The 24,490-nt window shown below is 63.1% G+C and carries 21 protein-coding genes; 9 read left to right on the forward strand and 12 right to left on the reverse strand.

Features of this window, described 5'->3' with window-relative positions:
• Position 1: 1 nt before the first annotated feature.
• The 5 genes from FEZ59_RS22565 to FEZ59_RS22585 all read right to left on the reverse strand — a co-directional run bounded on the left by FEZ59_RS22565 (position 2) and on the right by FEZ59_RS22585 (position 5,047).
• Positions 2-784, reverse strand: a complete 783-nt coding sequence (locus FEZ59_RS22565) for an IclR family transcriptional regulator (protein ID WP_020968790.1) — start codon at positions 782-784, stop codon at positions 2-4.
• A gap of 210 nt (positions 785-994) precedes the next feature.
• Positions 995-1,906, reverse strand: coding sequence for a biphenyl-2,3-diol 1,2-dioxygenase (gene bphC / locus FEZ59_RS22570; RefSeq protein WP_029254739.1), 912 nt, complete (start codon positions 1,904-1,906; stop codon positions 995-997).
• Positions 1,907-1,945: 39 nt separating this feature from the next.
• Complete coding sequence (locus tag FEZ59_RS22575; RefSeq protein WP_019749417.1) at positions 1,946-3,127, reverse strand: acyl-CoA dehydrogenase family protein; 1,182 nt, start codon at positions 3,125-3,127, stop codon at positions 1,946-1,948.
• Positions 3,128-3,178: 51 nt separating this feature from the next.
• Entirely contained in the window at positions 3,179-4,375 is a 1,197-nt protein-coding gene (locus tag FEZ59_RS22580) for a Rieske 2Fe-2S domain-containing protein (RefSeq protein ID WP_020906621.1), read from the reverse strand.
• A gap of 126 nt (positions 4,376-4,501) precedes the next feature.
• Positions 4,502-5,047, reverse strand: a complete 546-nt coding sequence (locus FEZ59_RS22585) for a hypothetical protein (protein ID WP_020968793.1) — start codon at positions 5,045-5,047, stop codon at positions 4,502-4,504.
• Between the two features lie 222 nt (positions 5,048-5,269).
• On the opposite strand from FEZ59_RS22585, the gene FEZ59_RS22590 reads away from it, so the two are divergent.
• Complete coding sequence (locus FEZ59_RS22590; protein WP_080910223.1) at positions 5,270-6,844, forward strand: AMP-binding protein; 1,575 nt, start codon at positions 5,270-5,272, stop codon at positions 6,842-6,844.
• Positions 6,845-6,868: 24 nt separating this feature from the next.
• On the opposite strand, the gene FEZ59_RS22595 is transcribed toward FEZ59_RS22590, so the two are convergent.
• Positions 6,869-7,552 carry a response regulator gene (locus FEZ59_RS22595; protein ID WP_030535965.1) on the reverse strand — a complete coding sequence of 228 codons (684 nt, stop codon included), beginning with the start codon at positions 7,550-7,552 and terminating at the stop codon, positions 6,869-6,871.
• Complete coding sequence (locus FEZ59_RS22600; RefSeq protein ID WP_243617390.1) at positions 7,549-9,201, reverse strand: sensor histidine kinase; 1,653 nt, start codon at positions 9,199-9,201, stop codon at positions 7,549-7,551. The genes FEZ59_RS22595 and FEZ59_RS22600 overlap by 4 nt, the downstream gene beginning before the upstream one ends.
• A gap of 179 nt (positions 9,202-9,380) precedes the next feature.
• Here FEZ59_RS22600 and FEZ59_RS22605 point away from each other — a divergent pair, with 179 nt between their 5' ends.
• Together FEZ59_RS22605 and FEZ59_RS22610 are read left to right on the forward strand one after the other, a co-directional pair.
• A complete protein-coding gene (locus tag FEZ59_RS22605; protein WP_242459915.1) occupies positions 9,381-10,388 on the forward strand; it encodes a tripartite tricarboxylate transporter substrate-binding protein in 1,008 nt (335 codons plus the stop codon).
• 93 nt (positions 10,389-10,481) lie between these two features.
• The gene (locus FEZ59_RS22610; protein WP_003944372.1) at positions 10,482-11,867 is read left to right on the forward strand and encodes a citrate:proton symporter; all 1,386 of its coding nucleotides are present in this window, start codon (positions 10,482-10,484) and stop codon (positions 11,865-11,867) included.
• A 6-nt stretch (positions 11,868-11,873) separates the two neighbouring features.
• On the opposite strand, the gene FEZ59_RS22615 is transcribed toward FEZ59_RS22610, so the two are convergent.
• Positions 11,874-13,061, reverse strand: coding sequence for a nitric oxide synthase oxygenase (locus FEZ59_RS22615; protein ID WP_020906627.1), 1,188 nt, complete (start codon positions 13,059-13,061; stop codon positions 11,874-11,876).
• A gap of 235 nt (positions 13,062-13,296) precedes the next feature.
• On the opposite strand from FEZ59_RS22615, the gene FEZ59_RS22620 reads away from it, so the two are divergent.
• A complete protein-coding gene (locus tag FEZ59_RS22620) occupies positions 13,297-14,457 on the forward strand; it encodes a globin domain-containing protein (protein ID WP_029254742.1) in 1,161 nt (386 codons plus the stop codon).
• Positions 14,458-14,460: 3 nt separating this feature from the next.
• Here FEZ59_RS22620 and FEZ59_RS22625 read toward each other — a convergent pair whose 3' ends face one another.
• The gene (locus FEZ59_RS22625; protein WP_003944435.1) at positions 14,461-15,207 is read right to left on the reverse strand and encodes an FAD-binding oxidoreductase; all 747 of its coding nucleotides are present in this window, start codon (positions 15,205-15,207) and stop codon (positions 14,461-14,463) included.
• A 16-nt stretch (positions 15,208-15,223) separates the two neighbouring features.
• Complete coding sequence (locus FEZ59_RS22630; RefSeq protein ID WP_046379818.1) at positions 15,224-16,420, reverse strand: FAD-binding oxidoreductase; 1,197 nt, start codon at positions 16,418-16,420, stop codon at positions 15,224-15,226.
• A 182-nt stretch (positions 16,421-16,602) separates the two neighbouring features.
• Here FEZ59_RS22630 and clpB point away from each other — a divergent pair, with 182 nt between their 5' ends.
• From clpB to pyrE, 5 genes are all read left to right on the forward strand, one after another.
• Positions 16,603-19,155 (forward strand): ATP-dependent chaperone ClpB, encoded by a 2,553-nt coding sequence (clpB, locus tag FEZ59_RS22635; protein ID WP_020906630.1) that lies wholly within the window; start codon positions 16,603-16,605, stop codon positions 19,153-19,155.
• A gap of 158 nt (positions 19,156-19,313) precedes the next feature.
• Complete coding sequence (locus FEZ59_RS22640; RefSeq protein ID WP_172933248.1) at positions 19,314-20,285, forward strand: hypothetical protein; 972 nt, start codon at positions 19,314-19,316, stop codon at positions 20,283-20,285.
• An 86-nt stretch (positions 20,286-20,371) separates the two neighbouring features.
• Positions 20,372-21,259: a hypothetical protein gene (locus FEZ59_RS22645; protein WP_020968800.1), complete on the forward strand. Its 888-nt coding sequence runs from the start codon at positions 20,372-20,374 to the stop codon at positions 21,257-21,259.
• Between the two features lie 46 nt (positions 21,260-21,305).
• Complete coding sequence (locus FEZ59_RS22650; protein ID WP_024487417.1) at positions 21,306-22,106, forward strand: SDR family oxidoreductase; 801 nt, start codon at positions 21,306-21,308, stop codon at positions 22,104-22,106.
• A gap of 74 nt (positions 22,107-22,180) precedes the next feature.
• Complete coding sequence (gene pyrE / locus FEZ59_RS22655; RefSeq protein ID WP_019749433.1) at positions 22,181-22,714, forward strand: orotate phosphoribosyltransferase; 534 nt, start codon at positions 22,181-22,183, stop codon at positions 22,712-22,714.
• Positions 22,715-22,765: 51 nt separating this feature from the next.
• Here the strand turns inward: pyrE and FEZ59_RS22660 are convergent, their stop codons facing one another.
• Entirely contained in the window at positions 22,766-24,022 is a 1,257-nt protein-coding gene (locus FEZ59_RS22660; protein WP_020906634.1) for an MFS transporter, read from the reverse strand.
• A gap of 23 nt (positions 24,023-24,045) precedes the next feature.
• Complete coding sequence (locus FEZ59_RS22665) at positions 24,046-24,489, reverse strand: MarR family transcriptional regulator (protein ID WP_020906635.1); 444 nt, start codon at positions 24,487-24,489, stop codon at positions 24,046-24,048.
• Position 24,490: the final 1 nt, after the last annotated feature.

The following is a 24,490-nucleotide window of genomic DNA, read 5'->3' on the forward strand; positions in this document are numbered from 1 at the left end:
GTCAGGCCCCGGCTGCGGTCGGCATGTTGCGCAGCAGGTGACGACGCTGCAACGTCGGAGTGACGCTCAGCGATCCGCCGTCGATGCCACGCCAAATGGCAGCGGCCGCCATCCGAACCGGCGCTGCGCTGACGTGGTCGAGTCGGAGAGCCTTCGACGGCGCGCAGATGGATACCGCGGCAACAGCGCGGCCGATGGGGCCGATCGGTGCCGCAAGACAGCTGAATCCCGGTAGGCCGTTTCCGGTTTCGAATGCAACCCCTGATTCGCGAATCCTGGCGAGGTGGGGCAGTGCGTAGCCCGAGGACTTCGGCGAACCGAATGCAAGCAGTGCCTGACCGATCGCGGTGGTCTCGGCCCGGCGTCGACCACCCACACGCGTCGGCACCGCGGCAGCGAGGCGTCCGCCGATCTTCTCCATGTAGACCACATCGGGCCCGTCGAGGATGCCGAGGTGAACCACGAAGCCGGTAACGCGGTAGAGCTCGTGGAGGAGCGGCATGGCTGCAGCGTGGAGGCGGTCTTGATGAACCGCGAGCGATCCCAGTTCGACGAGGCGCATACCGAGTTCGTAGTCGCGGCCGTCGCGGCGCAGCCAACGCATCGAGACGAGACGTTCGAGCATGCGGTGGGCAGACGAGCGTGGCAGGCCCGTGCTCCGAACGACCTGAGCGAGCGTCAACCTGCCGGGACCGTCGAAGGCGTCGAGAACCAGCGAGACGCGATCGAGAATTGCTGTCGGGGCCGAATCGGCGCCTAAAGCATCCACAGCCTGCAGTGTCATCGTGTACCTCACTTCTCTTAGAGCTCCACAACCAGTGAACTGGCTATTTCAATTAGAAATAGTGTCATAGAGTTCCGGATTTGTGAAGTGGATCACCGGTCTGTTTTCGGGCGCGTCACGGTGGAAACGACGAAGGGGCTTGCGCGAATGCTCGCGCAAGCCCCTTCGTCTGTTTACTACCGGCGGGTACTACATCGTCACCGGCAGGTACTACATAGCTGCCAGCGGTTCGCTTCCGGACCAGTCGTGGCCCCAGTAGCTGTCAGCGGTGATCTCCTCGGAGGAGTACGAGTCCTGATCCACCTTCGCGCCCTCGGTGCCGAACTCGATGTCCCAGCCGCCGGGTGCGCGGACGTAGAAGGAGATCATCTTGTCGTTGGTGTGGCGACCCAAGGTCGACGACACGGAGAATCCGTCCTTCATCACTCGGTCGAGAGCCTGGCCGACAGCGTCGAGGGTGTCGACCTCGACCATGATGTGAATCAGGCCGGGTGCGCCGCCGTGCGGTGCCGGGCACAGGGCCAAGCTGTGGTGACGCTCGTTGACGCCCATGAAACGGATTCGCAGCGGCCCGAATTCGGGCGGGGCCGGCAGGCGGAAGGCGCCGCGCGGGTAGAAGCCGAGCACCTCGGTGTAGAAGTCGAAGCTCGCAGCACTGTCCATCACCGGGAGCACGACGTGGCCGAGACCCTGTGCGCCGGTGACGAATCGAGCGCCGAAGGGCGTCACCACGGGGCTGTGGTCGAGGATCGCTCCGTGGAAGACCTCGATGGCTGCTCCACCGGGATCGGTGAAGGCGATGACCTCTTCGACCCGTCGAGCGTCCGCTTCGGCGAGCGAAAGCTGCTCCACCTCGGTGCCGTTCTTTTCGAGGGCCTCCTGAACGCGGCGCAGTGCGGCGTGATCGGCGACCTCCCAACCGATGTTGACGATCTCGTCGCGCTCACCCTCGACGACGACGATGCGAGCAGCACGCTCGTCGAGCCGTAGGTAGAGAGCGTTCTCGTCCGGCCCACTGCCCTTGGCGAATCCGAGAACATCGAAAGCGAAAGTGCGCCAACGTGCCATGTCGTTGGTCGAGATCTTGACGTAGCCAAGTCCCTTGATGTCGGTGTGTGTCATCGTGTTCTGTTCCTGTCGATTTCTTGTGTCGAAGTCTGATCAGATCATCGCCCGCAGCGGACCCTGCGGATCTGCGCCGAGACGGCTCAGCGAGGCGGCGTGGAATACGGTGCCCGGCACGTGAATTGCGTGGTGCTGTCCCGCGTGAGCGTCGCGCCAGAATCGCTGAAGCGGCTTGTCCATCCGCAGTGCGTTGCCGCCGCAGCGCGGGTAGACCTGATCGATCGCGTTGATTGCGCGCCACGCTGCCTGCACCTGAGTCTGACGTCCCTCGGCGCGCTGCTCGAAGGTCACTTCCTTGCCGGCATCCACTCGATCCCACATGCGGTCGACGTTGGCCAGCAGGGTGTCGCGGGCTGCCCGGATGTCGGCAGTTGCCTGACCGATGGCGAACAAGGTGTACGGGTCGTCCTTGACCGCCGTGCCCTGTGCGTTGATGCGATCGGCCTGGTACTCGTTGGCGTGGAAGAGCATTCCCTCGCAGATGCCGATCGTGGCGGCGGTGATACCGAGGGGGAACATGTTCGACCACGGCATCAGGTACAGCGTCTCGGTGCGCCCGTACTTGCGCACCGCCGTTCCGTCGATGACCTCGTCGCAGTCCATGACGCGGTAATCGGGGACGTACGCATCCTTGACCACGAGGTCCTTGGAGCCGGTGCCGCGAAGTCCCATGACATCCCACGAGTCTTCGATGATCTCGTAGTCGGTGCGCGGAATGATCACATGGAGCATGCGCGGCGGCATCTCCATGTTGCCGTCCTTGTCGCACGCCATCGCACCGAGGAAAGCCCAGTCGCAATGGTCGGTGCCGGAAGAGAACTGCCAGCGGCCGGAGAACTTGTAGCCGCCGTCGGTGGGGATACACATTCCGCCGGGCATGTACGGCGATGCCATCCAGGTGTCGGGATCCGATCCCCAGATCTCCTGCTGCACCTTGGGATCCGCGAACGCGAGCTGCCACGGGTGAACTCCGACGATCCCGTGTACCCAGCCGGCCGAGGGATTGAGCGAAGCCATGCGCATCACGGTCTCGGCGAACTCGCGAGGATGCGCCTCCATTCCGCCGTGTTCCTTGGGTTGGAGCATGCGGATGGAACCGATTGCCTTCATCTTCTTGGCGGTGTCGTCGGCCACCCGGCCGATCCGCTCGGCCTCGATGCCTTCGGCGAAGATGTCGTCGGCCATCGCGTTGATCTGTTCGAGCACTTCGTACGTCATGTTGTTCCTTGCGTTCAGTCAGGTTGTCTCAGCAGTGTTTTCGACTGCGAATCAGGAGGTTGTCTCGAGCGCCTGGGCGTCACGTGCGGCAACGTTTTCGGCGACTTCCCGCTTCCAGCTCTCCACTGCACGGGTAGTGTCGATCTCGAATTCGAAGCGCTTCGTCATGTCTTCCGTGACGTTCTCGACATCGGTGTAGAACTGGTTGTACCAGCGCCGCAACTGGTAAACCGGGCCGTCCTCCTCCGAGAGCAGCGGGTTGTCGATCGGGGCCTTGTTCTTCCAGATCTCCACGTCCTGAAGGAATCCCATCTCGACGCCCTCGGTGAACTGCGCGGCCATCGCGGCAGTGGACTCGTCGTCCATACCGGGAAGCTTCTTGACCATCGCGCCGTACTGCAACACGAAGGCATTGTTCGAGATGGGGTAGTGGCAGTTGATCAATACAGTTTCGATGATCTGCCCGTTGGCTTCGCTCTTGATCCAGTCGATCATGTACGACGGACCGAAATACGAAGCATCCGAACGAAGAACAGCGTTGGGATCGCCGTAGTTGGTGCCGCTGATGATGTCCTCGCGTCCCACCGATTCCATGTACTGGCTCGCTACGTGACCTTCGAAGATGTTCTTGAAGTATTTGGGGAAGGAGTAGTGAACGTAGAAGAAGTGGGCCATGTCCACGACGTTGTCCACGATCTCGCGGCAATGAGAGCCTTCGATGGTGAGCGTGTTCCAGCTCCAGTCGCTCCACTCATCGCTTCCGAAGCCCTCGATGTCGGGAATTGTGACCTCGGCGGGCGGGGGATTCCCCTGGGGATCGTGCCAGACGAACAGCTGACCGTTCTTCTCGAGTGTGGTCCACGCCCGCGTCTTGGCCAGCGGCGGAACGCGTCGTGCGTAGGGGATCGCCGTACATTTTCCGTTACCGCCCCAACGCCAGTCGTGGAACGGGCAGGCGATCGAATCGCCCTTGACGGTTCCGTGAGCGAGGTTGCCACCCATGTGGCGGCAGTAGGCGTCGAGAATCTTGATGTCGCCCTTGCTGTCGGCGAAGACGACAAGGCTGGTGCCGAATGCCTCGATCTGGTGGGGCTGACCGTCGCGATAGGTATTGCTCAGTCCGAGGCAGTGCCATCCACGCGCGAACCGCGCCGGGGGCGCTGCCGCTTCGATTTCTCGAATTTCCTCGCCGGCGCCCGACTGCGTCGAGGCGTCCGTAGTGGTGAGTGGGCCGGTTCCGAGTGCCATGTCTTCCTCCGAGCCGCGTCTTGCGACGCTCCAGTGATGTGATCCGTCTCATACAACGACGAAGCGTCCTCTGGAGATACGGCAGTTCCCGCTGGATGGAACACCCGCTCGGTGACCTGCAGAGATTCAGCTCGCGAGTGTCGCCACATCGTCGATCGCGTAAGTCGCCCAGGCCCGAGCGGTGACGACCCCGGTGGGATCGGTGGCGACCAGAGCTACGTCGGCGACGCTCTCGTGGTCCTTCTCGTACGTAGCGAGCACCGTCACGGAGCAGTTCAGATCTGCTCCCGCGGAAGTTGCGGTGCAACGTCCGCGGAACCGTCGTAGCGACGCCGAGCCGTAACGACGAGCGGCGAAATCGGCAAGGGCAGCAACGGAATCGGTTCCGGTGCCCGCTGTCGGGGCTTCCCGGACGAAGACCTCGGCAACCAGATGCCCGGTCTGGTCGTGGTATTCGGTGATCCGCTCGAGAGTCGAGCCCAGCGGCCTCACGGATCCGGTGAGCAGCGCGCCCGGATCAGGGCGCCCGAAGAACACGACGTCCTGTTCGACGACGGACCCGTCGGGTGCCGAGCGCACGGTGCCGTACAGCGAGTCGAAATCCGAGAGGAGCGTGGTGGACGTACGGGGAGCAGATGCCGTGAAGTGGGCGGTACCGAGGTTGGTAGTCATGACACTCTCCGTTGGACGCGACCGAGACGCTGTCGTCTCGGTGGGTACATCGACGCTAACCACCGCTCTCGCGGGTGACGACGGGCTTCCCGCTGATCGGGAGCATTCTCGGATTCGATCGAAGAGGTGGAACCTGTTCCAGTTTTGTGCAATTCTGGATATCGTATCCGTGACCGGGAGCACATCTCGATGACTGCACGCGCCGAGCAGAAGGAAGACCAGATGACAGACGAGTTCGCTGACCTGCACCGACCGGTATACGGTCCGGACCTGCTCATCACCGCTCTGGAACGCAATCACGACAAGCCTGCGCTGTACCTCGGAGACGTGATCCTCACCGGAGGGCAGATGCGCGATCAGATCAGCTGCTTCGCCCAGGCTCTCGCGTCGTTGGGAATCACTCAGGGCACCAGCACCGCGATGCTGTCGAAGAACCGCCCCGAGGTGCTGATCAGCATGGGCGCGACCATGATCACCGGCTGCCGGGCGAGTGCCTTGAACCCGATGGGATCGCTCGACGACCACAAGTACATCGTCGACGACGCCGAGATCGAGACCCTCATCTTCGATCCCAACGCCTTCGAAGAGCGCGCCGCCGAGTTGAAGGCGTCGTCGCCTTCGCTGACCAACGTGCTCTCGATGGGCCCGTCCGAAGTGGGGATCGACATCCTTGCTCTGGCCGCGACATTCGAGCCTGCGCCGCTGAAGGCAGCGCACGTCGATGCCGAAGACGCCAGCAGCATGGTCTACACCGGTGGAACGACCGGCAAGCCCAAAGGTGTTGTGGGATCGTTCCGTTCGGGTGCAGCGCTCAATCAGATCCAGATGTCGGAGTGGCAGTGGCCCGAGGACAACCGCTTTCTCATCTGCACGCCACTCTCACATGCAGGCGCGGCGTTCTTCATCCCGACTTTGCTGCGCGGCGGCGCTCTGATCGTCCTGCCCGCCTTCGAACCGGGGGCCGTGCTCGAGGCGATCGAGAAGCACAAGATCACGGCAACCATGTTGGTGCCCACCATGATCTACATGCTCATGGACCACCCCGATCTGCCCAAGCGTGACGTATCGAGTCTGCAAACGCTGTTCTACGGAGCGTCCGCGATGTCCCCGGCCAGATTGCAAGAGGGCATCAAGAAGTTCGGGCAGATCTTCTTCCAGTTCTACGGTCAGACCGAGTGCGGCATGACAATCTCGGTGCTGCGCAAGGAAGAACACGTCGCCGACGATCCGGCCCGCCTCGCGACCTGTGGGCGGCCGGTGCCATGGCTCGACGTCCGGTTGCTCGACGACGACCTCAACGAGGTGCCGCAGGGAGAGCTCGGTGAGATCTGCGTGCGCGGCCCGCTGATCATGAAGGGCTACTGGAAGAAGCCGGCCGAAACCGCCGAGGCGTTCCGTGGGGGTTGGCTGCACACCGGAGACATCGCACGTAAGGACAAGGACGGGTTCATGTCCATCGTCGATCGCAAGAAGGACATGATCGTGACCGGTGGTTTCAACGTGTTCCCGCGCGAGATCGAAGACGTGATCTCGGCGCACCCGTCCGTCGCATCGGTGGCGGTAGTCGGTGTACCGGACGACAAGTGGGGCGAAGCCGTCAAGGCCTGCGTGGTGCTTCGTGCCGGACTGACCGTGGACACCGAGGAACTGGTCGACAAGGTGAAGGCAGCCAAGGGTTCGGTTCACGCTCCCAAGAGCATCGACTTCGTGGATTCACTCCCGTTGACACCGCTGGGCAAGCTGGACAAGAAGGCACTGCGCGCGCGGTACTGGGAGACCAGCGCCCGCGCAGTCTAGGAACCAGCGTCGTGTAGCGAAGGGTCAGCGTTTCCAGACGTAACGACGCTCCGGGCGGCCCACCACTCCGTATTTCAGCGAGGTGGTGGACCGCCCGGACTCGTAGAGGTACTCGAGGTAGCGCCTCGCGCTCGCGCGCGAGATACCGACTCTCTCGGAAATGTCTGTTGCCGAGGCGGGTTCGGTGTCGTCTCGCAGAGCTGTCTCGACCAACAGAAGAGTCTCGGGACTGAGTCCCTTGGGCAAACCTTTGTGGGACGACGCCCCGGGCGCGCCACCTGCCACACCGAAGGCCTCGTCCACTGCTGTCTGTTCTGCTTCGCCGGGGCTGTCGAGATTCGCGTATGTCGATCGGTAACGCTCGAGACGCTCACGGAGAACCTCGAACGTGAATGGCTTCATCAGGTAATGCACGACGCCGCTGCGCAGCGCCTTCTTGACCGAGCCGGCCTCGCGCTCACTCGTGATGACAAGAACATCCAGCTCCGGTGCCAGCTCGCGAAACGGGGCGATCAGATCGAGTCCGGTGGTGCCAGGCAGGTGGACGTCGAGAAGCACCAGGTCGGGTTGCAACTCACCGACTGCGGCCAGCGCGGCATCGGCCGAATGGGCAACGCCACACACTTCGAAACCGTCTATCCGCGAGACGAATCCGCTGTGCACCTTCGCCACCATGAAGTCGTCGTCGACCACCAGTACCCGGATCATGCGCCCTCTCCGTCGTGTAGGACTGCGGTGAAGACAGTCCATTCGATGCCCTCTGTCGAACGACTGCTCACGGTGACGTCGCCACCGCGTCGACGACACGTCAGGCGTACCAGTGCCAAGCCGAAACCGTGTCCGTCGCTCGATTGTCCCTTGGTGCTCCAGCCCTGGCCGAAAACCCTGTCGCGATTCTCCGGCGCGATACCGGGGCCGGCGTCCTCGACCCGCACTTCGACGGCGGTGCCACGGCCCCGAATCGACAATCGAACCTTGCGGCGCGACGCTTCCGGCATCTCACCGACAGCGTCGACGGCATTGTCGACGAGGTTTCCGACCACCGTCACGAGGTCTCGGCCGAGTCGGCGATCAACCGAGTCCAGGTGCGCGTCCGAGGTCAGTTCCACGGTGACCAATCCCTGTGCAGCGGCACCTATCTTGGCGATCACGAGTGCGGCAGTGCCGACGTCGGCGATCTTGTCGGTCACGGCCGCACTGACCTGTGCGCGCTCCATGGTCAGGCCCTCGACGTAGCCGACCACCTCGTCGTACTCGCCGAGCTGGATGAGGCCGGAAATGGTGTGCAACTGATTGTCGAACTCGTGGATGTGGGCGCGTAGCGCGTCCGTGCTGGTTTTGGTCACGTCGAGTTCTTCTTCCACGGAGCGCAATTCGGTGCGGTCGCGGAAGGTGGTGACCGACCCGATGGTGCGGCCTTTCGATTCGATCAAGACGGTGTTGAGGACGAGTAGTCGATCTCCGACAAGAACCAACTGATCGGATTCGGTTGTGCCGGAGGTCAGTACACTCTGGAGTCGGTCGTCGAGACCGAGGTCTCGCACAGATCTACCGGCACTCCCGCGTGGGATGTCGAGGAGTTGGTGGGCACTGTCGCTCATCAGCACCACCTTTCCCTGCGCGTCGAATGCGATGACACCTTCCTTGAGGCCACGCAGCATCGCCTCACGTTGGCGAACCAGGTCCAGGATCTCGCGGGCCTCCATGCCGAGGGTCTGCCGTTTGACCCTGCGGGCCAACAGGATCGAACCGACGCCCCCGAGAAGCGAGGCCACCGCGAGGTATACCAGGAGGTTCGGTGCAGATTGCAGCAGTCGCGTCCAGATCGAGGGGTACTCGATGCCGACGATCGCGGTTCCGGTGATCCCTCCTTCACTGCCGAGAATCGGAACGTGCGCTTCCACTGCCTTGCCGGAGGAGGTGTCGACCAAACCCGTCCATGACCGATCCTGTGTCTGACGTGCGTCGACGCCGACATCGCCGGGACGCGTCGAAATGACGACACTGCCGTCGGCGTCGGCAAGCGAGACGTAGGTGACGCCCGAGATGGCGCGCACCGAGTCGACCGAACCTTGTAGTCCGGAGCGGAGACGAGTCTGCGCCTGGGGGAGTAGTTCACGTACCGCTGGATTGGCTGCGAGTGATTCCGCTGCCGAGAGTGCGCGACGTCCCTCCTCGCGTTGGAAACTCGCAGACGACTGAGCGAGAGAGAGGGCGGTGACACACACGAGAACTGCGACGACGATCAGAAGTTGCAGTTCGAGAAGTTGGGTCGCCAGAGTGTGCCGGCGCCGGAACAGGCGCTCACGCAGAGGCGACTTGCGCTCTCGCTCGGCCTGCTCGTTTCCTGAGGACACCAGCCAGACCCTAGCCTTCGGTTCGATGCCGGGAAAGCAGCTGTTCGTGAGCACAATGAGCACAAATCAATTTGCTTTCCCAATGGTGACCCCAGTCACAAAGTGCGTCAGTATGAAACCTGTTCACACAGCGGTACCAGCAGACAGCCAGCAGACAGCCAGCAGACAAGGACAAGGCCATGAGGACATCGAAGCGACTGAGCAGGCATATCGCCCTGCTCGGTGCTTGCGCGATGGCTCTTGTGCTCTCGACCGGATGCACTCCGGTCGAGTCCTTCTTCGCCGGTGGTCGAGCGGGTGAGAGTTCCGAAGAACTGCGTGTACTGGTGCCCTCGGTGGCCGGTGGTGGTTACGACCTGACCGCCCGGACCATGGTGCAGGCACTGGCCGACGAAGGGACCGTCGACGCCGACGTCGTTGTTCTGCCCGGATCGGGTGGCATCGTCGGACTCAACCGGTTGGCTCTCGAACGCGGAAATCCCGATCTACTCATGGTCATGGGACTCGGCGTTCTCGGTTCGCTCGAGATACTGCCGTCCGAGCACACCCTTTCCGACGTGACACCGATCGCGAGACTGGTCGAAGAGCCGGAAGCTGTACTGGTCCCAGCAGATTCGCCGTACAAAACTCTGGCAGATCTGACGCAGGCCTGGGTGGCGGATCCGTCGTCGATCTCGATCGGTGGTGGTTCGAGTGAAGGCGGACCGGACGGGCTGTTCCGCCTTCTGTTCGCACGGGCGGTCGGCGTCGATCCGTCGCTGTCCCCTTACCGAATCTACGACGGCGGCGGAGAGCTGCTTCCGGCGCTGCTGACCAGGCAGGTCGACGTCGCCGCCACCGGTATCGGGGAGTACCTGGATCAGATTGCGGCAGGCACGGTTCGGGTCCTTGCGGTCAGTTCGCCGGAGCGCACTCCGGCGGTGGATGCACCGACCATGGCGGAGTCGGGCGTCGACGTCACGTTCACCAACTGGCGGGGTCTCATGGCGCCCCCCGGATTGAGTGACGACCAGCGTCAGCATTTACAGAATTTAGTGCGGGATCTTGCGGCAAGTCCACGGTGGAACGAGCTGTCCGACCGAAATGGTTGGAACAGCGCAGTTCTCACCGAACCCGAGTTCTCTGCCTTCCTCGCCGAACAATCCCGGTTCGTCGACGCGACACTCGTTCCGCCCGGCACCAACTGAGCACAACCGAAGTTTCGTTTCATCTCCACGAAGGCCACCGGCTCGATTTGCCGTGCCGTTTTTCTCGGCAACTCAGCACAAAAGGAGTTCATCATGCTCGTCACACTCGGCTTCCTCATGGTTGCGGTGTTCATGTTCCTGATCCTCACCAAACGCGCGACCCCGGTGGTGGGACTGACCCTGGTGCCGGTGGCCTTCGGACTACTCGCCGGAGCGGGCCTCGGCATCGGCGACATGATCACCGACGGCATCAAGTCGCTCGCACCCACCGCGGCGCTGTTGTTCTTCGCGATCATCTTCTTCGGAATCATGATCGACGTCGGCCTCTTCGATCCGCTGGTCAAACTCATCTTGCGGATGGTGCGAGACGATCCGATGCGGCTCGTGGTCGGCACCGCGGTGCTCGCGATGGTGGTTTCGCTGGACGGAGACGGTTCGACGACCTTCATCATCGTGACCTCCGCGCTACTGCCGCTCTACCTCAAACTCGGTGTCAGTCCCGTTGTACTGACGGTGATCGCCGGCTTGTCCAACGCGACGATGAACATCATTCCGTGGGGTGGCCCGACCGTGCGGGCGGCTAGCGCGCTGGGACTCTCGCCCTCCGACGTGTTCGTCCCGATGGTGCCGTCGCTGATCGTCGGCCTGATCATGGTGCTCGGATTCGCGATTCACCTCGGGATCATGGAGCGTCGCAGGATCGGGACTTTGGTCCTGACTTCTGAGCGCATCCTCGAAAAGGTCGGAAACGGTGGAAGTTCCAGCACCGGTAGCGCCGGCACCGGCGGCTCGAACGACTCCGAAGACGACGGCGGCGACACCGGACGATTCATCGACGGCCTCGACCCCAAGCGGGACACCTTGCGACCGAAGCTGCTCTGGTTCAACGCCGCGCTGACGACGATCCTTCTCGTCGTGCTCGTGATGGACATCCTGCCCATCCCGGTGCTGTTCATGATTGCGTCGTCGATCGCTCTCGCGGTCAACTTCCCGGCGGTCAAGGATCAGGGCGAAGCAATCGCACGCCATTCGTCGAGCATCGTCTCCGTTGTCGCGATGGTGCTGGCAGCAGCGGTGCTGACCGGCGTTTTCCAGGGAACCGGCATGGTCGAGGCGATGGCAGAGTGGCTGCTGCAGGTAATCCCCGACGCGATGGGCCCGCACCTGGCCGTCATCACGGGCGTCCTGAGCATTCCGCTCACGTTCTTCATGACCAACGACGCGTTCTACTTCGGTGTGCTCCCGGTGCTGTCCGAGACGGCAGCCCAGTACGGCATCGAGCCGGTGGAGATGGCGCGCGCATCGATCACCGGGCAGGCCGTGCACATGCAGAGTCCGCTGGTCCCGGCGATCCTGCTGCTGGTCACGCTCGCCGGTGTTTCTCTGGCGGATCACCACAAGAAGGTCCTGTGGCGAGCAGGCCTGATCTCGATCACGATGCTCGTGGTCGGTGTCGGATTGGGGCAGATCCCCTTCTGAGTGCGATCAGTTGTGGAAGGGGCACCGGCCTTGGTCGGTGCCCTTCTTCTTTTTTGTCACGAAGTTGGGCCGGATGTCGAGATCGGGCTCGTCGTACAGGCGGTGGAACGTCGGCGTGAGCGAGCTGGACATGGGCGGGTTCACCCATGACCAGTCGGTCGGGCACTTGCGCCCGGCCTTGTCCTCACGCGCGATGTGATCGATGAATTGCTTTGCGACAGTGTGATGGTCGACCATGATGACGCCGGCCTTGCGGTAGCTGTGGATAACTGCACGGTTCAGTTCGACCAGTGCACGGTCCTTCCAGAGCGTGCGGTCGTGGCTCATGTCGAGCTCCATCATCGCCCCGATGGTCGGCAACATGTTGTAGCGATCGGTGTCGCTGAAGTTGCGTGCACCGACCTCGGTGCTGACGTACCAACCGCTGAACGGTGTGCAGGGATAAACGATTCCGCCGATGTCGAGGTTCATGTCCGATACCGCGGGAACGGCATGCCATTTAAGCCCCAGATCAGCGAACCAGCTGTATTCGGGATGCTCGATCTCGACCTCGAGAACGAGGTCGGTCGGGACGTCGAAGTACTGCAGGGGTTCGTCGGGAACCGAAATCAGCACGGGGAGAACGTCGAACGCCGTACCGGCGCCCTTCCATCCCATCGCGGTGACCTGAGCGGTGAGATCGACGTGCCACGGGTCGCCCAGGATGGTGCCGTCCGGTTGCCGGTAGCCGGCGTAGCGGATCAGTTGCGGGCTGAGGATGCGGTACTCCTGGCCGTCCTCGCGGGGAAGCGGCCCGACCGTCACGACGGACTGCAGAGCGCCGCCGTTGGTCGACAGTCGCAGGTGCTCCCAGCACGCTTCTGCGAGAGCGGAAGCCGTGACGGCATCGCGCGCGTCGATGAGTTTGAGGGTCCGCCAATGCGCGCGACCGACGCACCTGGCGTGGTTTCGCCAGGCGAGTTTGGCGCCGACGAGCAATTCCTCCGCTGTGTGCGTGTAGGTACCGGTCCGGTGGAGCTCACGCAAGGCCTCGCGCCGCCGAGACGTCGGGAGGTGGCCCAGTTCCGGAGAGTCGAAAAATTCGACGCACTCGAGTTCCCGACGTTGAAGCTCGGTCAGCGTCGGGGTGGTGGAGGCGATCTGGGACGTAAGCCCGCTATCGGTGGGCAATTCGTCCTGTCGAACAAAATCCACGGCACGACTCCTGTTTGGCTGGTTGAGATTTCGCTGAACGTTAGCTCGGCGATTGAGAGTGTCGAAGCTCTTGTTTATCTTGCACGCAAGAATAAGAAAGGGACGGTCACACCGCGAAATGGGGTCGCATTGTGACACTTGTCCAGAATGATTTACGAGTCAGACATTTGTGACATAAGCTGCAGACGAAATTCCGCGGCGGGTCTTGCCGCGTCTAGTCGGGACGAGGATGAGCGTGGATTCGCAAGCAATCTCTCTGGTCCGGTCGAGCTTCAAATCCGTCGCTGCGGTAGAAGATGGTCCGGAACGGCTCGCCCGTACCTTCTATTCGATCCTGTTCGCTCGATCGCCCGAAACCAGGGAGTTCTTTCCGGCAGCGATGGATGTGCAGCGGGACCGGCTTGTCGGCGCTATCGCTCACGTCGTCGAACGCCTCGACGAGTCCGACGCGATACTCGAGTACCTCGCGCAGCTCGGCCGCGATCACCGCAAGTACGGCGTCACCGACGAGCACTACACGGCAGTCGGCAATGCCCTGATCGAAGCACTCGAGACTTTCGGTGGCGCCGAAATGTGGACCGACGAGGTCGACAGCGCATGGCGCAACGCGCTCGCGATCATCTCGGCAGCGATGATGGACGCCGCCAACGCGGAGGACGGCCCGCCCGCCTGGAGTGCCACCGTCATCGAATGCCGCCCGGTCATCAAGGGCGTCGCCGTCGTCAGGCTGCAACTCGACCAGACTATGCAATACCGCGCCGGTCAGTACGTCAGCGTGCAGGTCGCCGCGAGGCCGCGGATGTGGCGCTACCTCTCACCGGCCACGCCGTACGACGGGACTGGAGTCCTCGAGTTCCACGTTCGTCAGGTCACCGGCGGGTGGGTCAGCCCGGTCATGGTGAACCAAACCGCTGTCGGTGACACCTGGGTGGTCGGTTCGCCCATCGGCGCCCTGGGGATTCCGGAGAACTCCAAGGACCTTTTGATGATCGCGTCGGGAACAGGTGTCGCGCCTCTTCGCGCTCAGATCCTCGAACTGATCCGACGCGGCAACACTCGCAAGGTCCAACTGTTCTACTCCGGACAGCATCCGTGCGATCTCTACGACCTTCCGCATCTGTGGAAGCTGGCCGAGAAGCACCCGTGGCTCACGATCATCCCGGTCTCGGAAGAAGACGAGAATCCGTGGTGGCACACCGAGCCGGAACCGCTGCCGCCGATCGGCATGGCAAGGCGCATCGTCGGCAAGGTCGGAAAGGTCGTGACCTCGTTCGGGGACTGGGCGGGCTACGACATCCAGGTCGTCGGCAGCGAATCCATGGTCAACAGCACCAAATTCAGGCTTCGCGCGGTGGGCATCGACGTCGACACCGTTCGCAATGATCCGACGTACTGACCGTCAGTACGGATCGAACTGAATGACCTCGGCCGGCGTTCCGGCCTCGATCAATCGATCACGCGTCGATCGAACCATGGCCGCTGATCCGCACACCAAGACCTGATGTTCGGTGAACGCACCGTACGACGCGACGACGTCGGCGAGCGTGCCTTCGATGAGATGATCGTCGCCGAATCCGATGTCGACGTTCAAACGGTCGAACCACCCGTCGGGCGGGCCGCCGTCGGAGAGATCTTCGACGACGGGAATGGGCTGCAACCACGGAAACTGATCGGCGAGCAGCCACAACATGTCCGCTGCGTAAAGATCGCGAAGCGTTCGGCCACCGAAGAAGAGGTACACCTGCGGCGGGTTCGGGGTCTGAGCCAGATCGAGAATGATCGACCGGAGTGGGGCCAAGCCGGTTCCGCCCGCGACCATGATGACGGTGGGGCCGTTCTCGTCGACGGACAGGTTGCCGCGCGGGTCGAGGATCTGCCAGACGTCACCAGGCTGGGTGTCCTTGACTATCGAACCGCTGACCCAACCGCCGGGAACCGTCTTGACGTGAAACTCCAACTTCCCGTCGTGTGAGGGAGGCAGTGCGGGGGAGAGTCGACGGAGCAACCGCGAATTCTGCGGGACGCTGACGTCGACGTACTGGCCGGGTCGGAACGGGACGACGTCGCCGACAAGACGAACAACCGCCAGATCCTCACGGAGACGGTGATGTTCGACGACTGTGCTCGACCAGGTTCGCTGGGCCATGAAAGTTCTCCTGTAGTCAGTAGAGCGGGTCGTGCCGGATCTGGTCGAGCGGAGTTCCGCCGGCACGCAAGGCGTAGACGGTGGTCTTGATCATCGACGGTGACCCCGAGATCTGCACCTGACGGTCGGCCCACGAGCCGAACTGCGAGACCACTTTTCCGATCGGTCCGATCAGTCGGCTGTGCATTCCGAAGGGTGGCTCAAGCACCGGTCCGTTGTGCCACCAAGGGTTTTCGGGTTCTTCGGAAACCGGCACGACGGTCAACCACGGATTACTGAGTGAGATGTGCCAGAGCGTTTCGAGGTCGTAGAGGTCGCACGGATACCGGCCGCCGACGAACAGGTGCACGCGCGGGTTGTGCGCGCGTTGGGACATTTCCATCACCTGTGCCCGCAGTGGGGCGATGCCGGTGCCGGATCCGATCATGAGAACGTCACGGTCGCTGGTGAAGTCGACCTCGAGACCGCCGAGGGGAGTGGACATGACCCAGCGGTCACCGACGTTGGTCTCGCTGACGATCGCGGGGCTGACCCATCCTCCCGACACCTTGCGGATGTGGAACTCGAGCTGACCGAAAGGGTTGGTCGGAATCGCCGGTGAGTAGTACCGCCACATTTTCGGGCGCTGGGGAATCTGAACGCCGACGTACTGTCCCGCCCCGTACGGAATGGGTGGGTCGGCTTCGAGGCGCACTATCGCCAGATCGTCGAGGACTCGTTCGTGGCTGACCACGGTTGCGCCCCAGAGCGCCGGGGTCGTATCGGATTCGGCGCCGTCGGCCATCGTGCTCACGACGAGGTCGGTGAACTGAGACCAGGCGTCCTCCAGTTCCGGCGTCCACTTGTAGCGACTGTGCGCGCTGGTCCCGTACATCGAGCGAACTGCGCGCTCGAGTGCAACACCGGCAGCCTCGTAGTGCTCACGCTCGACGCCGTAGCGGCGATGATCGCGGCCGAGTTGGGTGAGGAACTTCCGGATCCGACGATGCTGGGGAAGGTTCTTGACGACGAACTCGATCGCTCTGAAGAAACGGTGCCCCTGCGATTCCATCCCGGCCGGGAACAATGAGCGGTACAGAGGATGTTCCGCAAAGAGGCCGGTGTAGAACACAGCCGAGAAGTGCGCACGGCTCTCTTCGTCGTCGGTCAGAGAATCGAGGCTGGATTGCAGACGGGCGATCACTGTCGGATCCAATCCATCCCCCTTTCGCACCAGCTGCAACTCTCGCCACAATTCTAGTACGGCTCAAAATGTGACCTACGAAACCAACTCGGCCTGGCGAAAACAAACTTGAGCGGAATAGACTCAAGTTTGTCCGCGTTGAGCATATTGACACAGTCGCAATACCAACCGGTCGCGGCTCTTCCCGTTCGACTTCGCCAGAAAGGTGACAAGTGGACTCGTTCACACCAACAACCAAGACCCAGGCTGCGATGACGGCTGCACTGCAGTCGGCGTCGTCGGCGGGTAATCCCGATATCCGGCCTGCCCATCTGCTGGTCGCATTGCTCGACCAGACCGACGGCATCGCTGCCCCACTACTCAAAGCTGTAGGCGTCGACCCCACGGTCGTACACCGTGAAGCACAGGCAATCGTCGATCGCCTGCCCAAGACAACCGGCGCAAGCTCCACCCCGCAACTCGGGCGTGAGGCACTCGCGGCACTCACTGCTGCTCAGCACCTCGCCACCGAGATGGACGACGAATACGTCTCCACCGAGCACGTCCTCTACGGACTGGCCGGCGGCGACTCCGACGTCGCGCAGTTGCTCGTACGTCATGGCGCTACCCAGGACGCATTGCGGGAAGCCTTCACCACCGTCCGCGGCAGCGCTCGCGTCACCAGCCCGGAGCCCGAAGGCACCTACCAAGCGCTGGAAAAGTACTCCACCGACCTCACCGAAGCTGCACGTAGCGGCAAGCTCGACCCGGTGATCGGTCGCGACACCGAGATTCGCCGTGTCGTGCAGGTGCTCTCGCGTCGTACCAAGAACAACCCGGTACTCATCGGTGAGCCCGGCGTCGGCAAGACCGCGATCGTGGAGGGCCTTGCCCAACGCATCGTCGCGGGTGACGTCCCGGAATCGCTTCGAGGCAAGACCGTCGTGTCCCTGGACCTCGGGTCCATGGTCGCCGGTGCCAAGTTCCGCGGTGAATTCGAGGAACGCCTCAAGGCAGTTCTCGACGACATCAAGAACAGTGCCGGACAGGTCATCACCTTCATCGACGAGTTGCACACCATCGTCGGCGCCGGCGCCACCGGTGAATCCGCGATGGACGCAGGCAACATGATCAAGCCGATGCTCGCCCGCGGTGAGCTGCGGCTGGTCGGTGCCACCACGCTCGAGGAGTACCGCAAGTACATCGAGAAGGATGCAGCACTCGAGCGTCGTTTCCAGCAGGTGCTCGTCGGTGAGCCCTCGGTCGAGGACACCATCGGCATCCTGCGCGGTCTCAAGGAGCGCTACGAGGTTCACCACGGCGTACGCATCACCGACTCCGCGTTGGTGGCTGCTGCCGCGCTGTCGGACCGGTACATCACCTCGCGGTTCCTGCCGGACAAGGCCATCGACCTCGTGGACGAAGCCGCATCGCGACTTCGTATGGAGATCGACTCGCGACCCGTCGAGATCGACGAGGTGGAACGCACTGTTCGCCGACTCGAAATCGAAGAAGTGGCACTCGAGAAGGAGACAGACGACGCGTCCAAGGCTCGGCTCGAGAAGCTGCGTCAGGAACTCGCAGACGATCGCGAAAAGCTCAATCAGCTCAGCACCCGCTGGCAGAACGAAAAGCAGGCCATCGACTCGGTGCGCGTGCTGAAGGAACAGCTCGAAACCCTGCGAGGAGAGTCCGAACGCGCTGAGCGTGACGGCGATCTGGGCAAGGCAGCCGAGTTGCGCTACGGCCGCATCCCGGCGCTGGAGAAGGAACTGGAAGAGGCAGCAGTCGCTTCCGGAGCCGCCTCCGACGGTGACGTGATGCTCAAGGAAGAGGTCGGGCCGGACGACGTCGCAGACGTGGTCGCAGCCTGGACCGGCATTCCGGCCGGCCGGATGATGGAAGGCGAGACCGAGAAGTTGCTCCGCATGGAGTCCGAACTCGGCAAGCGCGTCGTCGGCCAGACCGACGCCGTCGTCGCCGTCTCGGATGCGGTTCGCCGCGCCCGAGCAGGTGTCGCCGACCCCAATCGGCCCACCGGTTCCTTCCTGTTCCTCGGCCCGACCGGCGTCGGTAAGACGGAGCTCGCCAAAGCCTTGGCGGACTTCCTCTTCGACGACGAGCGCGCGATGATCCGTATCGACATGAGCGAATACGGTGAGAAGCACTCGGTGGCCCGACTCGTCGGTGCCCCTCCGGGCTACGTCGGCTACGAAGCCGGCGGCCAGCTCACCGAAGCAGTTCGGAGACGCCCGTACTCGGTGGTCCTCTTCGACGAGGTCGAGAAGGCACACCCGGACGTGTTCGACGTCCTGCTCGCCGTGCTCGACGAAGGCCGACTCACCGACGGTCAAGGCCGCACGGTGGACTTCCGCAACACCATCCTGATCCTGACCTCCAACCTGGGATCCGGTGGCACGCGGGAGCAGGTCATGGACGCGGTACGCCACGCGTTCAAACCGGAGTTCATCAACCGTCTCGACGACGTGGTCGTCTTCGACTCGCTCTCCGAAGAGCAGTTGGAGCACATCGTGGACATCCAGCTCGAGCAGCTGCAGAAGCGTCTGGCTGCGCGTCGTCTCACCCTCGAGGTGAACGGTGCGGCCCGGATGTGGCTCGCGGTGCGCGGCTACGACCCGCTGTACGGCGCTCGGCCATTGCGTCGACTCGTTCAGCAGTCGATCGGCGACCAGCTCGCCAAGCTGCTCCTGGCCGGCAAGGTCCAGGACGGCGACACCGTGCACGTCGGTGTCAGCGAGGACGCGGATCAGTTGGTTCTGTCCTGATTCGGTAAGTGGAATGCCCCGTCGATCCAAGTGGATCGGCGGGGCATTCGCATTTTGTTCTACCCTGGATGGCTGGATGCTCGAACTGGGGATGTCTGCACCCGCGCCTCTCCGAACGACTTCGACGCTCTTTCGTCCCAACCGAAGGTGAGCCAGGCATGACCGATCAGAACGATCCGCGTAACTCGGGTGGGCCGCGCCGTGAGGATCCCGAGGCCACCGAGGCCTGGGGGCGTACACCCGACCAGCCGACAGAGCAGTACGGGACGGTGTCCGGCCAGAATCCGAACCAGCCGACGGAGTACTTCGGTCAGCAGCCGGGGGCGGGGCAGTTCCCGGGGGCACAGCAGTATCCCTACGGTGGCCCGGATCAGAACACGGAGTACTTGGGGCAGCAGGGGCAGCAGCCGAATCCCACGCAGGCCTTCCCCGCCTACAACCCGCAGTTCGATCCGCAGGCCCCGCCGCCGGGTGCGACGCAGGCATATCCGCCGTACACGGCCCAGCAGCACGGGAACCCGGATCAGTACGGGAATACACAGCAGTACGGAAATACACAGCAGTATCCGGTTGCCGGTGGTGGCGGGGGAGTTCCGCCGGAACAGCCGTTCATCGAAGACGGGTCGTCGGGCGGCGGCAAGAAGCGCAAGCTCGCGACGTGGGTGGCTGCCGGTGTGGTCGGGATCCTGGTCGCCGTGATCGCGATCGTCGCGTTCTCGGCGTTCGGTTCGAACGACAAGGGAACCCAGACCGCTTTCGTTCCGCCGACCACCACGACGCAGGCGCCGACCACCACACCGCCGAAGGCGAGCACCACGGCGCCGACTCCGACGACGGATTCCCCGCTCAGCCAGCTCCCGGGCGGGCTCGGCGAAGTCATCGGCGACGCCGGGGGAGCCGTCGGCACCGTCAAGTCGAACGACGGCGGCACGTTGGTCATCGATTCGATCGGTGGATCGCAGGTGACGGTTCTGACCACAGCCGACACCACCCTCATCGCGCTCAACCGCGCCACGATTGCCGATCTGCAACCGGGAGACAACATTGTCGTCGACGGAACTCCGGTGGAGAACGGCACGATGACCGCCAACACGATTCTGAGTACGTCGTTGCCGAAGTTCGGCAACTGAGTCGTTCACGACACATCAGGCGAGTCCACCAGGGTGTCGCGGGAGGTTGAGGCCGCGAGTCGCTACCCTGGAGGGTGATGACTGGAATGTGGTTCGGACTGGCAGCAATTGCACTCGCAGGCGCGGGTGCGCTCCTGTACGTCGACAGGACGAGGCGAGATCAATCCGGGCGAGTGCGTCAGATCTGGGCCAAGGCGCAGGGATACACGTACACGGCCACTGACGATCAGCTGGCAGGCGAATGGCATCGCGCGGTCATGGCGAAGCAGGACTACCTGACTGCCACCGACGTCGTCCGAGGCCGTCGTCGCGGAGAGCAGTTCGTGCTGTTCGACCTGGAAGAGACCGCAACCATCGTCGCCGTTCGCCGCGAGATCGGGTCGGACGTCGACATCGATCTTCGGTTGAAATCGACGGCTCCGCCCAAGGACGGCGACCTGAACCTGCTGGGTGCGATCGGTTCACGAGTCGTCTTCGCGACCGATCTCGAGATCGCACGTCGTGTCTGTGATCAGCGCATGGTGGCGTTCACCGAATCGGTTCCGCCGTCGATCAGCATGCTGTGGAGCGAAGGGCAGTGGACGCTCGGTTCGCTTCCGGTGACCAGTAACGGCCGGGATTGGGACGCTGCAATCGAGTCGGTTGCGCGCCTGTCCGGCATTCTGCATGTCCTGCCTCCCGTCACTGATCCCAACGAACTCGAGGTCGATCACGATCCGAGCCGCCCGCGGCCGGGCGCCGAGAAGTCTCGCCCAACTCCGGATCCGGTAGAACAGCCCCGTTCGCGTCAAGAGCAGCCGCCCCGTGAAGCTCCGCCGCGTGAATTTGCCCCGCGTGAGTCCGCACCGCGTGAGCCTGCACCGCGGGAATCTGCGCCACGTCCGGATCAATCGCTGCGCAAGCCCGAGGCGGCTGACAAGCCGGCTCAGCGTCCGGCGTCGCAGCGCTCGGGCACAATTCGCCCGGTCGACTGACCTTTAAGGTTCCCGTCCAGCCGCGATAACCACTAGCGTGGCCGGTATGTCGACTTCCCACTCGGATCGCCCTGTGCGTCCCGTTGCCCTGGTGACCGGACCTACCTCTGGTCTCGGCGCCGGTTTCGCCAAGAAATACGCCTCCCTCGGATACGACCTGGTTCTCGTCGCACGTGACGAGGTCAGATTGCACGACCTCGCGTCCGAGTTGAAGACGATGTTCGGCACCGAGTCGGAGATTCTGGTCGCCGATCTCGCATCGGAGGCTGGACGCGACAACGTCGCGCTTCGTCTGGAGAAGGGCGTCGAGGTGTTGGTGAACAACGCCGGATTCGGTACCTCCGGCGAGTTCTGGACTGCAGATCCGGCGCTTCTTCAGTCTCAACTCGACGTCAACGTCACCGCCGTGATGCGGCTGACCCGTGCGGCGCTGCCCAGCATGATCGCGTCGGCGCACGGAACGATTGTCAATGTGGCGAGCGTCGCGGGCCTGCTGTCCGGGCGGGGTTCGACGTATTCGGCAAGCAAGGCCTATGTCATCTCGTTCACCGAAGGGCTTTCCGGCGGGTTGGCCGGGACGGGAGTGCGCGTTCAGGCGCTGTGCCCGGGCTTCATCCGCACCGAGTTCCACGAGCGTGCGGGCATCGAGATGTCCACGATCCCCAAGCCGATGTGGTTGAGCGTCGACCAGGTGGTTGCGGCGTCGATGAAGGATCTCGGTGACGACAAGGTCATCAGCATTCCGGGAATTCAGTACAAGGTCCTCACGACGGCTGGGCGTCTGGTTCCCAAGGGGCTGGTTCGCCGGTTGACCAACATCGTTGGACGAGGCCGCGGGCGAACGTAGTCCAGAGGCAGTAGCCGAACGTAGCCCAGAGGCAGAAGCCGAGCATAAGCCGGTGGTCGGTAGGCTGAGCACTCATGAGCGATCGTGAGGATTTGGCTGCGCTGGTGCGCGAATTGGCTGTTGTACACGGAAAGGTGACGCTGTCTTCGGGCAAGGAAGCCGACTACTACGTCGACCTTCGCCGCGCGACACTTCACCACAAGGCGGCGCCGCTGATCGGCTCGCTGCTGCGTGAACTGGTCGCGGACTGGGATTTCGACGCCGTCGGAGGTTTGACGATGGGCGCCGATCCGGTTGCGATGGCGGTGATGCACGCTCCCGGACGCCCGATCGACGCGTTTGTCGTTCGCAAGGCTGCGAAGGCTCATGGGATGCAGCGTCAGATAGAGGGCCCGGACATCGTGGGCAAGCGTGTCCTGGTTGTCGAGGACACGACCACGACGGGCAATTCTCCGTTGACAGCAGTGAAGGCTCTGCGCGAGGCAGGGGCAACAGTGGTCGGAGTCGCTACCGTCGTCGATCGCGCGACGGGTGCGGACGCGATTATCGGCGCCGAGGGCGTCGAGTACCGATCGCTGCTGGGCCTGGAAGATCTGAACCTGAGCTGATGCCCCGTGAGTGGTAAAGGAGTCCCTGCACTCCTCAACCACTCACAGGGGTCAGTCGCCTACGGTGACGGCGAGTGCTTCGTCGACGCTGTGCGGCGCGGGATCGTGGTCGTCGACGTGTGCGAGGACCTTGCGTCCGCTCGACAGGACGAACACGGCGGCGAGGGTGAGCACCGCGCCGACCCAGAACGGCATGTGGACGTTGGACTCACCGAGCTTGCCGGCTACCCACGGAGCTGCGGCGCCGCCGACGAATCGAACGAAGCTGTAAGCAGCCGAGGCGGTCGACCGTTCCACGGGAGCCGAGATCATGACGGTTTCGGTGATGAGTGTGTTGTTCACGCCGAGGAACAACCCGGCGAGGACGACACCCACGATCAAGACGATCTTGTTCTCGGTGAAGAGCGCCATCATGCCGAGGTCGAGTGCGAACAGTGTCAGCGCCAGCATCATCATCGGTAGTGTGCCGAAGCGTCGTTGCAGTCGAGGGGCGAGGAAGACCGACGAGATCGCCAGCATCAGGCCCCATCCGAAGAAGATGAAACCGATCGGGTACGCCCCCATGTCGAGGGGGAACGGTGTGTACGCGAGCAGTGTGAAGAATCCGTAGTTGTAGAGCAGCGCGGTGATGGCAACGGTGAGTAGCCCGCGGTGTCGCAGCGCCTGGAAGGGCGCAGCGATGGATGTGTGGTGTTCGGGCTTGGGTGCGCTCGGAAGCATCACGACGATGAGAATGAAGGCAACCGCCATCAGGGCTGCGACGCCGAAGAACGGTGCGCGCCAGCTGATGTCACCGAGAACGCCGCCGACCAGCGGTCCGACCGCGATACCGATGCCCAGTGCAGCCTCGTAGAGGATGATCGCCCGTGCGACGCCGCCGCTGGCCGCGCCGACGATGGCCGCCAATGCCGTTGCGATGAAGAGTGCATTGCCCAGTCCCCAGCCGGCACGGAATCCGACAATCTGGCCGATGGTGCTGGAAGCGCCTGCCAGAGAGGCGAACACGATGATGATGGCAAGGCCTACAAGAAGTGTTTTCTTGGCGCCGATGCGGCTGGACACCACACCGGTGATGAGCATGGCCACGCCGGTGACGAGCATGTAGCTGGTGAACAGGAGCGAAACCTGCGACGGTGTGGCGTCGAGTTGTTCGCCGATCGGCTTGAGGATCGGATCGACCAATCCGATGCCCATGAAGGCGATGACGCTGGCAAAGGCTACCGCCCACACCGCTTTCGGTTGTTTCAGGAGGCTCGGCGGAGCCTCGTTCTGGTGCGTTGATGTCGCGGTCGTGTTGCTCACGGCCACCTCCTTTTTCAGTGGTGGGTATTTCAGCTGGGGTCGGAAGTCTTGATGATGGACCGCAATTCGGCCAATCCGTCGGCCAGTTTCTTGATCTGCTCGGGCCCGAGTTCGACGAAGTGGGGGACTAGAGCGTCGGCGATCTCGTTTCGGCCGTCGTTCAGGATCTTTCGACCCTTCTCGGTCATGGCGACGCGCACTGCGCGGGCGTCCTCCGGGTCGGCGCGGCGTTCGACGTAACCGTTCTCGCCGAGTTTGCGCAGTAGGGCAGTGGCAGAGGGCTGCGAGCTTCTGTCGAGTCGAGCGAAATCGCTGATCCGCATTTCGCCGTATTCCTCGAGGAGTGAGAGCGCGCGCAGCCAGGCGCGTGGGTACTGATCGGACGCGAAAGAACCTGCCAGCTTCGCGAAGCGGTGCGTGTTGCTCACGAGGTCGACGAGTAGTTCGTGCAGTTGCTGCTCTTCATCTGTCACG

Source organism: Rhodococcus sp. MS13, assembly GCF_013277835.1.
Classification (GTDB): Bacteria; Actinomycetota; Actinomycetes; order Mycobacteriales; family Mycobacteriaceae; genus Rhodococcus_F; species Rhodococcus_F erythropolis.

What these genes read in the sequence shown, in the direction of transcription:
- FEZ59_RS22565 (WP_020968790.1), bottom strand. Translation starts at nt 784, where the DNA reads ATGACACTGCAGGCTGTGGATGCTTTAGGCGCCGATTCGGCCCCGACA.
- bphC (WP_029254739.1), bottom strand. Translation starts at nt 1,906, where the DNA reads ATGACACACACCGACATCAAGGGACTTGGCTACGTCAAGATCTCGACC.
- FEZ59_RS22575 (WP_019749417.1), bottom strand. Translation starts at nt 3,127, where the DNA reads ATGACGTACGAAGTGCTCGAACAGATCAACGCGATGGCCGACGACATC.
- FEZ59_RS22580 (WP_020906621.1), bottom strand. Translation starts at nt 4,375, where the DNA reads ATGGCACTCGGAACCGGCCCACTCACCACTACGGACGCCTCGACGCAG.
- FEZ59_RS22585 (WP_020968793.1), bottom strand. Translation starts at nt 5,047, where the DNA reads ATGACTACCAACCTCGGTACCGCCCACTTCACGGCATCTGCTCCCCGT.
- FEZ59_RS22590 (WP_080910223.1), top strand. Translation starts at nt 5,270, where the DNA reads ATGACAGACGAGTTCGCTGACCTGCACCGACCGGTATACGGTCCGGAC.
- FEZ59_RS22595 (WP_030535965.1), bottom strand. Translation starts at nt 7,552, where the DNA reads ATGATCCGGGTACTGGTGGTCGACGACGACTTCATGGTGGCGAAGGTG.
- FEZ59_RS22605 (WP_242459915.1), top strand. Translation starts at nt 9,381, where the DNA reads ATGAGGACATCGAAGCGACTGAGCAGGCATATCGCCCTGCTCGGTGCT.
- FEZ59_RS22610 (WP_003944372.1), top strand. Translation starts at nt 10,482, where the DNA reads ATGCTCGTCACACTCGGCTTCCTCATGGTTGCGGTGTTCATGTTCCTG.
- FEZ59_RS22625 (WP_003944435.1), bottom strand. Translation starts at nt 15,207, where the DNA reads ATGGCCCAGCGAACCTGGTCGAGCACAGTCGTCGAACATCACCGTCTC.
- FEZ59_RS22640 (WP_172933248.1), top strand. Translation starts at nt 19,314, where the DNA reads ATGACCGATCAGAACGATCCGCGTAACTCGGGTGGGCCGCGCCGTGAG.
- FEZ59_RS22645 (WP_020968800.1), top strand. Translation starts at nt 20,372, where the DNA reads ATGTGGTTCGGACTGGCAGCAATTGCACTCGCAGGCGCGGGTGCGCTC.
- FEZ59_RS22650 (WP_024487417.1), top strand. Translation starts at nt 21,306, where the DNA reads ATGTCGACTTCCCACTCGGATCGCCCTGTGCGTCCCGTTGCCCTGGTG.
- pyrE (WP_019749433.1), top strand. Translation starts at nt 22,181, where the DNA reads ATGAGCGATCGTGAGGATTTGGCTGCGCTGGTGCGCGAATTGGCTGTT.